The organism is Streptomyces sp. NPDC029014 (assembly GCF_055564695.1).
On the sequence record NZ_JBVHVT010000007.1, the window covers coordinates 17,657 to 30,741 of the forward strand.

A 13,085-nucleotide genomic window follows, 5' to 3' on the forward strand; every position below is an offset into this window, starting at 1 on the left:
GAAGGGGCGGCTCGTGGTCGGGGTGCGTATCGGCCCGGCGGAGACGCTCTGCGGGAGCTCCGGGGCGGCCTTCGAGGCAGCGTCCCCATGCCGGGCGAGGCAGAGTCAAGCCGCTCCAACGATCACCTGTCAAGTAGAGTCACTAATTGAGTCACTAAACCGTTCAGCCAGGTTCGCGGAGAAGAGCTGGGCACATTGACATTCAGAAGTCGCGTGACATTGACTTAAGGCAAGAAGCCCGCCTGGTGTGCCTTTTTCGTGCTGCCGCCCGGCAGGCAACCGCGAGACCTAGGAGTTCTCCGTGAAACCCCTCGTTCATGGCGTGGTGGGCTGCGGGCGAGTAGCGCCCAACCACGTCGACGGATTTTCCGCGCTACCGGGCGCCGAACTGCGCTGGGCGTGCGATCGCGACCTCTCCCGGGCCCGGGCCCTGGCCCGGGAGTACGGACTGCCGCAGGTGACCTCGCACGTGCGGGACGTCCTGGCCGACCCCGTGGTCGACAGCGTCTCCATCACCGTCGACCACGCCCAGCACTACGAGCTGGCCGCCGCAGCACTGGAGGCGGGCAAACACGTCCTGGTCGAGAAGCCGCTGGCCATGACCGTCGAGGAAGGGGCCGCCCTGACGGCTCTCGCCGAACGCGCCGGCCGCGTCCTGTCGGTCGTCTCACAGCACCGCTACGACCCGGTGGTCCGCGCCGTGCGCGACTGGTTGGCCGACGGCCTCCTCGGGCAGCTCGTGTCCGGCACCGTCAGCCTCCAGTGCGGCCGTGACGACTCCTACTACGCCGACAGCTACTGGCGCGGCACCTTCGCCGGCGAGGGCGGCTCCGCCCTGGTCAACCAGGGCTACCACGCCCTCGACGTGACGCGCTGGCTCACCGGCGGCCTCGCCGTCGTCGGCGCGGCCGTCGGGCACACGGCACCCCGGGGCGGCATGGAGACGGAGGACACGCTGGCGGCCGTCCTGCGGGGCCCGCAGGGGGCGCTGGTGACGTACCAGGTCACGGTCGCCAGCAGCATCACCTGGCGCACCCGGATCGAACTCGTGGGCACCGAGGGCTCGGTCCTCTTCGACCTGGACCACCCCGGGACGCTGCACCTCGCCGAGGGCGGCGACGCCCTGCGGGCGGCGGCGCGCGAAGTGGGCGCGCAGAAGGCACCGGCCCCCGCCGGCATCGGCTACTACGGCATCTCGCACCGTCGACAGATCGCCGACTTCGCCGCCGCGATCCGCGACGGGCGCACCATGGCGGCCGACGGCGCGGCGGGGCTCGGCACCCTGCGGCTGCTCCGGGACATCTACCGCACGGCCCGTTCCGAGGGCACGGCGCCCGGCGCCTCCACGGCTGCGCCCGTGTCGAGGAACGCCGCCACGGTGGCCGCGGCGACGGCACTGGGCGGGTGACGGAGGATGGCTGACATCGTCGCCGTCGCCGGGGTCCCGCACACCCCCGGCTTCCCCGCGCTGGCCCGCGCCGACACGGCCGCCGGGGCGGAGCTCGCGCGGCGCTACGCGGCGGTCGACGAGGTGGTGGCACGGGCGGACGCCGACGTTCTCGTCGTTCTCACCTGCGACCACATCAACACCTTCACCCCCGACATGTGGCCGACGTTCGCCATCGCCACCGGGGACAGCGCCAGCGGCCCCAACGACGACGTCCCGGGCGTCTCCCCCACCTCGTACGCCCTCGACGGGGGCGTCGGGACGCGGCTCCACCGCGGACTGGTCCGGCAGGACTTCGACCCGGTGGCCCTTCGCAGCCACTCGGTCGACCACTCCGTCGTGGTGCCGCTGCACTTCCTCAACGCGCGCCGGCTGCCCGTCGTACCCGTGTATCTGAACGGCATGGTGGCGCCCAGGCCCTCCGCCGAGCGCTGCAGACGGCTCGGCCGGGTGCTGCGCAACGCCCTGGAGGACCTGCCGGGCCGTCGCATCGCCGTCGTCGCCAGCGGCAGCTTCTCGCTGGAGGTGGGCGGCCCCCGCATGCTGCCCGACCGCTTGTACGGCGTGCCGAGGCCGACCTGGGCCCGTACCGTCGCCGACCGGCTGCACCGTGGTGATCTGGACGGGCTCGTGGCCGAGACCACGGAGCGGCGCATCGAAGAGGCCGGAACGGTCGCCGGCGAGATCCTGCCGTGGATAGCGGCCGCCGAAATGGCCGCGGACCTGTCCGTCGCCCACATGGACCACCGGGACGGCGAGGGGCACGCCTTCGCAGCGTGGGGTCCCGCCTGAACGGGCGCACAGCACGTGCAACGCCTGCGGCTCCGGAACGCGGTGGACGCGTTCCGGAGCCGAGGAGCAGATGTGCGGCGGGGGAAGAGGACAGGAGCGGGCGGGCCGTGAACGGCCGCACGAAGGAACACGTCAAGAAGAGGACGAAAGGACCCACTGATGAGCGTCCATGCGATCGACCGACTCTGCTACGACATCGCGCACGAGCCGGGAACCCTGGAACGACTGCGGACGGACCCGCGGCGGGAGCTCGCGCGCCGTCCGCTGACCGCGGAGGAGCGCGACGAGCTGCTCCGGGGCGACGTCGCCGCCCTGTACCGCCGCGGGGCGCATCCGGTGCTGCTCGTACGACTGGCCGGCTTCCGCGTACTGGGCCTCGACCCGGCGCTCTACGCCGCTCGCATCCGTACGGCCGAACCGCGCTTCAGTGTGCCGCCGCCGGAACCGGCGTGAGCCATTCGTCGTGCTTGCCGGTGACGGCTCGGACCGTGTCGTGGTAGCAGGATTCCAGCGCCCGCGTGATCTCTCCCGCGGTCCTGCCGTCACCGAGGGCGAAGCCGTCGACCTCCACGGCGGGCAGCACCTCGGCCGCGGTTCCCATCAGGAAGATCTCGTCGGCGAGGTACAGCTCCGTCCGCTCCACGGGCCGGACCTCGACGGACAGGCCGAGCTCCTCCTCGGCGAGCTGGAACAGGGTCTTGCGGGTGATGCTGTCCAGGACGCCGCTGGCCAGGTCCGGGGTGATGATCCGGCCGCCCTTCACCAGGGCGATGCACGAGCCGGACGACTCGGTGACGTTGCCCGCACCGTTGAGGAAAACGGGCCAGTCGGCGCCGCGGGCGCGGGCGTCGACGTTGCCCAGCCTGCCGTTGTGGTAGTTCGAGAACACCTTCATCGACGCCGGTGAGGCCCCGGGGTTGAAGCGGGGCCAGGAGCTGACGGCGAGCGTGCAGGTGCGTCCCCGGCCGAGCTTGCTCTCGAACTCCCAGGTCTCGATGGCGATCTCTGCCGGGGTGCCGCGCGGCACCATCTGCTCCTTGTGCGTCCCTCCGGCGAAGCCCCACGGGCGCACGTAGAGGTCCTTGCCGCTGGTCCCCCACGAAGCGAGCAGCTCGACGGTGGCCGCGACGAGCGCGTCCGCGTCGAACGCGGGCTCCAGCCAGCCCAGCCGGAGCGAGTCCAGCAGCCGCTGCATGTGATCACGGAGCCGGAATCCGTGCAGCGTCCCGCGCGTGCCGCTCCAGTAGGAATGTACGCCTTCGAAAGCGGCGGAGACCGAGGCGTGCCCGACGGAACTGATGTGGACCGTCGCTTCTTCCCACGGCATGAAAGTGCCGTTGCGCCAAATCAAACGCCCATATTCGGAAGACACACGTACCCCTCTCGGCGAAACTGAACGCGAGCTCACGTAGAGCCTGGACCGGATCCTAAATTTTTCCAGTCATGACTGTCAAGGCGGTCACAATGCGAGTCAAGTTTGAGGGGTTGGTGCGGCGCAGGAAGGAAGCGGGCCAGGATCGGGCGCCGAGCGGGGCTGGCTCGATCCAGGAAGGTGACGGTGCCGTCAGGGGTCGGGGCGGGGCCCTCGATCGGGCTCAGTACCACTCCCCCACACCGCGGGACGGTCCGGGTCCGGCCTCCCTGGTGGAGCCGCGGGAGCAGACCCCACTCGCCGGTCGGCGACGGCCGGAGGGGGAGGGCCGGTCTTCGGCCTCCCCCTTTCTTTCAGGCGCTCGCGTTTCAGCGGAGGCAGCGGGCCTCGCTGATCGTGGTGGGCTGGTGTGGCGGTGTTCGGCGGTGCCTGGACCAGGTGGGGAACGTCCCGGCCCGCAGTCCAGTTCAGCACGAGGAGACCGGGCGCGGCGGCATGGGGGCCCCACGACGTGCGCGGGAGGCCGAGCCCTAAAACGCTGGGTGGTGAATGTGGTCGGCGTCACGACAGTGGCGGATCAGTCCTCGGCGAGCGAGCGGTGGACCAGTGGGTGGCGCTCTCCGGTCCCTCCTCGAGAGTTTTGACGATCACCCGCTCGCCCGCACCACCGTTGAACCCGTGACCAAGCCGGGTGCACCGCGCGATCGCGTCCTGGGCGCACCCTCGCGGAACTCCGTCTGCTCGACCGTTCCACCCTCGCCTGGTGCACCGGTGTGGTGATGCTCACCAGCGACCACCACGCCAGCATCGACCCTGAAGGGCTTCAAGGCCCAGTCGGTCGCTCTTTCGGGTGCCATTCCGCCCCAGCCCAGTCGTGCTCCAGGAACTCGTCGGGAACCTGCCCACAAGGGGCGTAGACGCTGATGAACAAAGTCGTGGTCGAGTTGTTCCACTGCACGTCGACCTGGTCCCCGTCTTCCGGGTTTTCGAACCGGAAGCCCAATTGGCGGAAGGACACGCCTGCACGGTCGCCTTCGTGGGTGAGTTTCCAACCCTTCTGCACCAGCTGTTGGCGCAGGCGCTGCTGCGCGTCTCGGGCGGTGGCTTCAGGGACGTCGGGCACGCTCCAGTCGAGACCGAAGCTGCGGACGTCGCTTCGAGCCTCGTCAATGTGAGCGATGCTCCTCAGCCCGCGGTAGTAGCAGGCGCCGGTACCGCCCCTGCCCGACTCCGCAGCGTGCTTTTCGGGCAGCGCGAAGCCCTCGTACACCTCATCGGACCGTGCCCTGAGCCGTTGTGCGACCGCGTCGGGGTCGACCGAAGGATACGGCGCGCCGTTCCACATGGCGTTCCCCGCCACTACGGCAACGACTGACAGCGCCACCATCACGAGCCCGGTGACGGCATGCAGGACGGACCGCTTGGAGACGCGTGCTTGGGATGCGAGGCTCTTGAACATGCATGTGACGGTAGGCGTCACCCTTGCTCGACGCATGAGTAGCCGTACCCAGCAGATTCTGGAGCACTCACTGAGTCGGCGCCCAGGCCGAGGGCCTGTAGTTGACCGGCGAGGGCGGGTTACTCCAGCAGCTGACGAAGCGGCTGCTGGAGTCCGAGAACCGCGTCAGCACACTCGCGCCGATCGGACCATGATCGTTCTCAGAGGCAACCGCTGTACCAGTCCCGAGGCCGGGGCTCGCCTCCCGGCTCACCTGGCGGCCGGGTCGGGGTGCGGTGACGCCGGCGCCGCGAACGCGACCGCAGTCGGGCCCGTCACTCGGCTCAGCCGCTGACCGGCCACTGCGCTGGTTCCGCGTTGAAGCCCTGGAAGACCTCGACCGCGGCCGGCTTCTGGCCCGCCGGGATCAGGAACGCCGTGCAGATCTTCTCTGACTGACCCGGACCCAGGGTCTTTTCGCTCTGCGTTGCAGGGCAGTTGGCCCACTTCGCACTGCCCATCATGACGATCAGGGCACGCGTCCTCAGACCTGACTCCGTCCTGATCATCAGGTCGCCGTCCATGTCACCGACCTTCATGGGCGTGCCGCTCTTGTGAGTGAGCGTCGACCACACGAAGACGGGGATCTGCGGGCCTTTGTCGTCCTTCTGCAGGCCGGAGTTCTCCATGTCCGCCTCGGTACCGGTGTGCACCTCCAGCGGTGTCACCGTGAACTTTGCGTCCTGCGAGTCCAGCTTCTGACTCTCCTGCTCCGGACTGGCCTCGCCCAGGCGGAACGTCTTCTTGGTGTCCGCGGCGGCACGCGGCGATGGAGAGCTGTTGCCCTTCGCCGCCCCAAGGCCATTGCACCCGGCCAGGAGGGCGGTCACGGTCACAGCACCCACCGCTGCCGCTGCAGCGCGCGTCCACGTACGCAATCTCATCTCGCCTTTCCCCAGGCCAGGCGGCAGACGCCGCCACGACCCGCACTTCATCGCTTCGAGCGATCATCTTCTCAAATGTGGACATGCCAAGATGGCCCCGCCTGGATAGGCATCAGATGGACCAAGACGAGGCTCCGGACTCCTGTCCGCGGACAGGTGGCCAGCACTCCGGGGGGCTCGGCGTCCAACACGTCCAGAACCGGTCGCCAGCGACGGGGTTGGCGGCACGCTGGAGCAGGTAGGCGCGGGCAAGAGGTGGGGTGATGCGGGCGATGTCGACGCGGAGCGGCGTCGAGCAGCCGACTGCCCGTGTCCAGGACTTCATCATGGCGGGTGCGGCACGTCAGAATCACCGGCCCGGCAGCGCCGCCGTCCTGGTAGGCGTTGAGAGCGCGCAGCGCGGCCAGCGCACGCGGGGCGCTGGGGGAGGGCGTACCGTCGGGCGCGGTCGGGTCCATCTCGTCCAGCCCATCGAGTACCGGCAGTACCCGGTGTTGGCGGACCAGCTCCCCAGCCATCTTGGCCGACCAGTCGTAGACCTCCTCAGGTGGCCGACAAGCCGCTCAGCCAGGGGGACGGCAGTGTCCCAGTCGGCCAGAGACGGGCGCACGGGGACCGGGTCCCCCTCCTCCCGTTCCTCGAGGAGGGCCAGCATGGGATCCCAGGTGAGCACGGGCTTGCCCGCTCCCGGCGAGCCGGTGACCGCCAGTCGGCGCGGGCGGGTGAGACGGAAGTACGAGACCACATCCTCGGGCGGTGGAGCGACCACCCCTTGGACGGAGTCGGGCACCGGGGAGATCCGTGCCGGCCCAGCCGACTGCGGCGTCTGCGTCCGGGGCGGGCCAGAGTGCCAGCACGTCCAGGAGTCTTGCGGGGTCGGCGGCATTCGGGTGCCGGCAAGCAGGAGGCGGGCGTCGCCGGCGGGGGGGGTCAGGGGCGCTCCGGGGGACCCAGCGGCGGCTCGGGGTGTGCGGAGCGGATCTCCGGCTCCAGACCCTGGGCGGGCGTGGTGCGGAGCCGTCCGACGTCCGCGCGCCAGGCTTCGAAGGCCAGCGTCGTCGCCGTCACCACGGCCAGCCCGAGCAGCCAGCCCGCCACCACGTCGCTCACCCAGTGCACACCGAGCGCGACGCGGGTGTAGCCGACACCCGCCACCGAGACCGCCGCGAGCGCCCACGGCAGCGGACGCCAGCGGCGGGGCACCAGCGGCAGCAGTGCCAGCAGCAGCACCGCGCAGGAGGTGGTGGCCGTCATGGCGTGTCCGGAGGGGAAGGAGAACCCGGGCGCGTGGGAGACGGGTTCGGGCAGGTGGGGCCGGGCCCGTGCGACGACGTTCTTCACCAGCAGGCCGAGCAAGCCGCCGGCCGTCGCGGTGACGGCCGCCCACAAGGCCAGCCGTCCGGCGCCGCGCACGAGGAGCCACACCACCAGCACCGCCACGAGCAGCCGCATCGTCACCGGATCCCACACGACGTGGGTCAGGAAGTCGAGCACCCGCACCCACCCGGGATGCTCCAGCGCCGCCGTGTGCAGCCGCTCGGCCGCCCCGTGGTCCAGTCGGCTCAGCGGCGCCCACTGCGACTCGACCAGCACCACGGCGAGCGCGAAGGGCACGGATACGAGGGCGGTCGCGGTCGCCGTCGTCAGCAGCCGTGCGCCGAACCGGGTGTCGGGTCCCGAGCGGATGGAGGCGAGTCGGGCGAGCAGGCGCCTCGGGGTGGAGGGCCGTGCCGTGCGTGCCATGGTCGTGGTGCTTCCTTCCAGGTGTTCTCCGCCACGCGCCAGGGGCTGCCGTACCGGGCGTGTCCGGGCACGTCGCGCGTTCAGACGCCGGGATCCTCCGTGACCGGTTCGGTCACCCCGGCCCGTACGGCCTCCAACTGCGCCGCGAAGGCCAGCCCCAGGAACAGCGCCATGGAGGTCAGGTAGGACCACAGCAGCAGGGAGACGAAGGCGCTGAGGGGCCCGTACACCGTGGCGAACGAGCCGTTGGCACCGACGTACAGGCTCAGCCCCCACGTCGCCAGCAGCCACAGCACCAGGTACACCGTCGCGCCGAAGGCCAGCCAGGTGTAGCCGGGCTGGGTGCGGCGGGGTGAGAGGCGGAAGATGGCGCTGGTGGCGAAGACGGCCAGCAGGATGCCCACGGGCCAGCGCAGCAGGTCCCAGGCGTGGAGGGTGACCGGGCTGAGGTGGTACACGTCGGCCACGGCGCGGCTGAGGTGAGCGCCGAGGACGGTGAAGGTGAAGCTGAGCCCGAGCGGCAGGCCGGCGAGCAGGGACATGACCAACCCTCGGGTGTACTTGTGCAGGAACGGCCGGTCGCGTTCCGTTCCGTAGATGCGGTTCGCACCCCGTTCCACCTGGCACAGGGCGGTGGTCACGTTCACGATCGAAAACAATAGACCGAGCCAGAGGGCGGCCTGGCTTCCGTCCCCGGGCTGGTGCCGGCTCTGCTCCAGGGCGTCGTCCACCACGTCCTGGCTCGGCCCGCTCGCCAGCCGTCGTATCGTCAGCTCCGCTATCCGCCCGATGGCCTCGGTGTGCAGCGTGTCAGACAGTCCGATGACCGCGATGGCCAACGGGACGATGGACAGCACGGTCTGCAGGGCCAGCGCTCTGGAGTGGCTGAAGCCGTCGGCGTACCGGAAGCGGATGAAGGAATTCCGCACGAGGCCCCAACCGCCGTGGCGCCGCAGCGCGTCCACGGCTTCCTCGGCGGACAGTTCCTCGCCCTCCACCTCGGGCTCGGCCAGCGCCGCCGCCACCACGTCCTGGCGTTGCGGTACCCGTGTCGCGGTTCCCATGCTCGTCACCCCCTGTCGAAGTCGTTACTCCATGACCCGGCTCAGCAGCCGAGGGCGTGCGGGGCCGGCTCGGAGCGACCGGCGTCCCCGGCGGTGCCCCGGGCCACGGCCGAATGCCCCTGCTCCCCCGGTGTGTACGGCGTGCGCGGCGGGAGCCAGATGCGCAGCGCGCCCGGTTCCACCTCCGCGCTGAGCCGGGTGCCGGCGCCGATGACGTCGCCGTCGAGCTCGCGCGGCTGGGGCCGGGCGAAGCGGATGTCGATGCGTACGGCGCTGAAGTACTCCAACGCGCCGCCCGCCACGGTGCCGTACGTGCCGCCGGGCCCGGGCTCCGCCCGGCCAGGCAGCATGCGCGCCCCCAGGTGCTTCGCCGCCGCGAGCCAGCCACGGACCCCGCCAGGGTCGAGCAGCACCACGTCCAGCCGGCCACTGTCGGGCCGGGCGTCGGGCAGCAGGGGCAGCCCGCCCTGCAGACTGCCGACGTTACCGATGACGACCATGCGGGCGCGGCGCTCCCGTACGGGGCCCCCGTCCAGGCGGATCGACAGGCGCATCCGGGGATCGCCGAGGTGGCGGGCGGCGGACAGGGCGTACGCGGCCCAGCCGAGGCGCTGCTTCACCCGTTCGGAGGCGTCGCCGACCATGGCGGCGTCGAAACCGGCTCCCGCCATGACGGTGAAGCGGCCCGACCCGAACCCGTCGGCCCGGACCCGTCCCACGTCGATCCGCGCGGTCTGCCCGGACAGGGCCGCCTCCAGCGCGGCGGCCGGATCGGCGGGGAGCCGCAGGTTGCGCGCCAGCAGGTTGCCGGTGCCACAGGGCACCACTGCGAGCGGGATCCCCGTGCCGGCCAGCAGGTCGGCGCAGGCGCGTACGGTGCCGTCCCCGCCGCAGACCACGACGAGGGCGGGGTCCTCTTCGGCGATCCGCTCGCCGAGGCCGCCGGCGGCGTGTTCGGCGGACGTCGCCGTCCACGTCTGGTCGGCGTAGCCGTGGTGGCGCAGGATGTCCCGCACGCACTCGACCAGTTCCGCTCCGCAGCCGTGCGGGTGGCGGACCACCACGGCCCGTCGGGCCGCGCCGTCGTGGGAGGCGGCGCGGGCGGCCGGGAGGCTCTCCGTTGGGAGGCAGCCCGCCGGGACTGCACCGAAGACGGCATGGGCTGGCGGGCGCGGCCGGGCGGGCAGCAGCAGCGCGTGCGTCATGACCAGCAGGATGCACGCGCCGTTGAGCAGGCCGCCCACCACGTCGGAGGGGTGGTGCATCCCCCGGTAGACCCGGGAGAACGCCACGAGCAACGGAATCAGAACCAGGGCGGTGACCAGGGCATGCCGCAGCAATCGCCGTTCGCCGCGCATACGGAGCGCGGCGAGGACGGCGAGGCCGCCGAACAGGGCCACCGACGCGCCGACGTGCCCGGACGGGAAGCTGGAGGTCGGCGGGGCGGCGTCCAGTTGGGGCACGTGCGGACGCGACCGTTCCACCACCATGGTGACCAGCAGGAAGACCGCAGACTGGGCGGCGACCGCCCCGGCCAGGAACACCGCCTCCCGCAGCCACCGCCCCCGCGAAAGCGCCAGCATCGCGGCCACGGCGAGGAAGGTGAGGGCGATGACGCTCTGGGTACCGGCCAGCAGGGACAACCAGTCCGAGAAGGGCGTGGCGGGTCCGCCGCGGTGCGCGGCCAGGCCGCGGCTGATGCCGTCTTCCGCCGACACGGGCCACTGGTCCGCCAGCGGACCGGTGACCATCAGCCCCACGGCGACCAGGAGTACGGTCTGCAGGGGCAGCAGCCACAATGCGGAGAGGCGGCCCGGTCCCGGGGGCCAGCTGCGTTCAGATCTCATTGAGGGCGTGTAACCGTGCCGCGGGCCGCTCATGCGTGTCAGTTCACGACCGTGGCCGGCTGCCGCAACCACGTGGCGATGCGGCGGGCAAGGGAGCTCCCGCCCATGCCCCTCCGGATCACCAGCCGGTCCCCTGTCCGGATACCAGACACCGTGCGCACCAGGGGCTGCCTCATCGGGCCCGGGGCCCGCCCGGTTCAGGAGGGGGCCGTTGGCACGATGCTGAACAGGTCGAGGGTTCCGAGCAGTTCCGCAGGGGCAGGACCTGCTTCCCGGGTGCGGCGGAGTGAGGTCTTGAGGGTGTTCGGTGGCGCGGTTGCGGGCGTCCAGGAGGGGCGTTGAGGCCGAGGAGTCCCAGAAGGACACGTGGGGGAGGTCGGCCACCACCTTCTGGGCTCGGGCACGCGGCAGGGTGAGCACACCGCATATGGCCGCGCGGACGACACCCGCCGCGGGGCGGTGGGTCAGGATGCTCGAGTCGTGCATCCCGCCGTCCCACCGTCTGGAGTTCGGCCGTGCTCGAACGCAAGACGCCCACATGCCGCACACACGTCATCTTCCCCCAGCCGACCATCCGACGGGCCGGTCAGCGGGGCAGGCGACTCCAACCAGTGCCCCCCTCAGGACCACCCACTGGCCGCCCGGGGTGACGGCACCCGGCCCATGACCGTCGCTCGCCCCGCAGGCAGCATCCGCACCTTTCGCTCCCCCGCCGCCGGCGGCTACAGGTTCAACGCAGCGCGCCGCAGGTCACCCTCGCACCCCGCTTCCCCTACCGTTGACCCGCTCGCCGTTGACCCGCTCGCAGACCGTCATGCCGCACCTGTCGGCGGAACGGGGCCGGGAGCCGGGGCGCCCGCGCCCGACGCCCAAGGCGGAGGGGTGTGCTGTTCCGTCCAGGCCGCCAGCGCCTCGCCGTCGACACGGACGATCCCGCAGGTGTCGGCGTACTCGACGGCGGGCGCAGTGAAGGAGCTTGTCGTCACGATCACGGCGACGTCCGCCTCGTGGACCACGTAGCAGGTCCCGCCGAAGCGCTGGAGGTCCTGCGAGCCGACCCGGTGGCCCTGCGCGTAGTGCTTGCACTGGATCACCACGCGCCGACCGTCCGCCGCCGTCGCGACGACGTCGGCGCCCAGATCGCCCGCGCCACCGACCACCTCCACCGAGGTGCAACCGTCCCGGGCGCACAGCGCCGCCACGGTGTGCTCGAACCCGTCGGCGTCGGTCCCGGCGTGGTCGAGGGCCTCGCCCCCGATGTCGGGGAGGTCCGCGGGTGCCTGCGCGCTCCCTTCGGCCCGCAGGGTGCGCCTCCGGCGCCGGCGCCGAACCGGTGCAAGGCTCCACTTCGCCAGGAGTACGCCGAGCAGCAGGAGGGTCGAGGCGGCGATCGGGGCCAGTGGGAGCCCGATGCCGTCCGCCGGCACGGCCTTCACGAAGGCGGCCACGCCCGCGACGGCGGTGCCGAACAGACCGAGTGCGAGCACCGCGTCCCGTCCCGGACCGGGGCGCCGCGCGGGTCCGGCGCCCCGTACGGACACGGCCCCGTTCTCCTCGGGTGTGGTCATACGGGTCCCCCTCTCCCCCCGGCAGCGCCGGAGTTCCCGTCCCCCCATCCGGAACGGGGCCGCAGCGGGCGCCGAAGCCTGTTGACCGCTCGTATGGCCGGGAGAACGGATTCCAAACCGGGACTTCGCGAGCGCCAGCCCGGGCCACTGGGGCCAGGCCGCTGCGTCGCCGGGTCCTCGATCAGAGCGACCCCGTGGCTGTTCTGGTCGTGACATGCGGGAAAACCGCACGGTACCGGCTCAGGGCTGCGCACGCGGCGACGGAATCCCAGGCCGGCCAGGGCCGACCAGGGTGCGGTCCGGATCCTGCACGGCCAGGCAGATGAGGTACGAGCCGGCGTGCGCCCATCGGCCGCCCGTCGGCCGCCCGTCGGGCAGTCGCCTCGCGTCTGGTCAGCTACCTGGGGTTCCAGGCGACCTCGACGAGGTCCCCGGCGGGGGCGTACTCGCGCAGGACCTCGGCGACGCGGGGTGCGGTGCCGACCGGGACGGTGGACTTGACCGCGACGACGGCCGGGGTCGTCAGGCCGGGGGCCAGGCGGCGGACGGCGCCGAAGCGGTGGGTGAGGTCGTAGGCGTCGCTGCCGGCCTGGGGCGGGGTTCCGACGCCGATGAAGTGCAGGTCGGCGATCTCGGCGGCCTCGCCGTAGGAGGCCGTGAAGCGGAGCCGTCCGGAGGTGGTGTGCTTGGCGAGGAGACCGTCGAGGTCGCGTTCGAAGAACGGGGCCTTGCCGGAGTTGAGGGTGTGGACCTTGTCGATGTCGGAGTCCATGCCCAGGACCTCGTGGCCGAGCTCGGCCATGCAGGCGGCGTGGGTGGCGCCGAGGTAGCCGCATCCGATGACGGTCACCTTCATGAGCGGGGTGAAAA

The 13,085-nt window shown here is 71.6% G+C and carries 11 protein-coding genes; 3 read left to right on the forward strand and 8 right to left on the reverse strand.

Going from position 1 to position 13,085, the window contains the following annotated elements:
- Positions 1-301 precede the first annotated feature (301 nt).
- The 3 genes from ACZ4VL_RS05535 (at position 302) to ACZ4VL_RS05545 (ending at position 2,692) form a co-directional block, all read left to right on the forward strand.
- Entirely contained in the window at positions 302-1,408 is a 1,107-nt protein-coding gene (locus ACZ4VL_RS05535) for a Gfo/Idh/MocA family protein (RefSeq protein ID WP_468196187.1), read from the forward strand.
- Between the two features lie 6 nt (positions 1,409-1,414).
- Positions 1,415-2,239, forward strand: a complete 825-nt coding sequence (locus ACZ4VL_RS05540) for a DODA-type extradiol aromatic ring-opening family dioxygenase (protein WP_452937098.1) — start codon at positions 1,415-1,417, stop codon at positions 2,237-2,239.
- Positions 2,240-2,398: 159 nt separating this feature from the next.
- Positions 2,399-2,692 carry a hypothetical protein gene (locus ACZ4VL_RS05545; RefSeq protein WP_468196190.1) on the forward strand — a complete coding sequence of 98 codons (294 nt, stop codon included), beginning with the start codon at positions 2,399-2,401 and terminating at the stop codon, positions 2,690-2,692.
- Here ACZ4VL_RS05545 and ACZ4VL_RS05550 read toward each other — a convergent pair.
- The 8 genes from ACZ4VL_RS05550 to ACZ4VL_RS05585 form a co-directional block, all read right to left on the reverse strand.
- Entirely contained in the window at positions 2,664-3,566 is a 903-nt protein-coding gene (locus tag ACZ4VL_RS05550; protein ID WP_468196192.1) for an aminotransferase class IV, read from the reverse strand. The two genes, ACZ4VL_RS05545 and ACZ4VL_RS05550, sit on opposite strands and share 29 nt — an antisense overlap.
- An 868-nt stretch (positions 3,567-4,434) precedes the next feature.
- Positions 4,435-5,070: a hypothetical protein gene (locus ACZ4VL_RS05555; RefSeq protein ID WP_468196194.1), complete on the reverse strand. Its 636-nt coding sequence runs from the start codon at positions 5,068-5,070 to the stop codon at positions 4,435-4,437.
- Between the two features lie 323 nt (positions 5,071-5,393).
- Positions 5,394-5,939, reverse strand: a complete 546-nt coding sequence (locus ACZ4VL_RS05560; RefSeq protein WP_468196196.1) for a hypothetical protein — start codon at positions 5,937-5,939, stop codon at positions 5,394-5,396.
- Between the two features lie 984 nt (positions 5,940-6,923).
- Positions 6,924-7,736 (reverse strand): phosphatase PAP2 family protein, encoded by an 813-nt coding sequence (locus tag ACZ4VL_RS05565; protein ID WP_468196200.1) that lies wholly within the window; start codon positions 7,734-7,736, stop codon positions 6,924-6,926.
- 80 nt (positions 7,737-7,816) lie between these two features.
- The gene (locus tag ACZ4VL_RS05570) at positions 7,817-8,800 is read right to left on the reverse strand and encodes a YihY/virulence factor BrkB family protein (protein WP_468196202.1); all 984 of its coding nucleotides are present in this window, start codon (positions 8,798-8,800) and stop codon (positions 7,817-7,819) included.
- Positions 8,801-8,841: 41 nt separating this feature from the next.
- A complete protein-coding gene (locus ACZ4VL_RS05575; protein WP_468196204.1) occupies positions 8,842-10,647 on the reverse strand; it encodes a bifunctional phosphatase PAP2/diacylglycerol kinase family protein in 1,806 nt (601 codons plus the stop codon).
- An 812-nt stretch (positions 10,648-11,459) separates the two neighbouring features.
- A complete protein-coding gene (locus ACZ4VL_RS05580) occupies positions 11,460-12,215 on the reverse strand; it encodes a restriction endonuclease (protein ID WP_468196207.1) in 756 nt (251 codons plus the stop codon).
- A 397-nt stretch (positions 12,216-12,612) separates the two neighbouring features.
- A complete protein-coding gene (locus ACZ4VL_RS05585) occupies positions 12,613-13,071 on the reverse strand; it encodes a hypothetical protein (protein ID WP_468196209.1) in 459 nt (152 codons plus the stop codon).
- Positions 13,072-13,085: the final 14 nt, after the last annotated feature.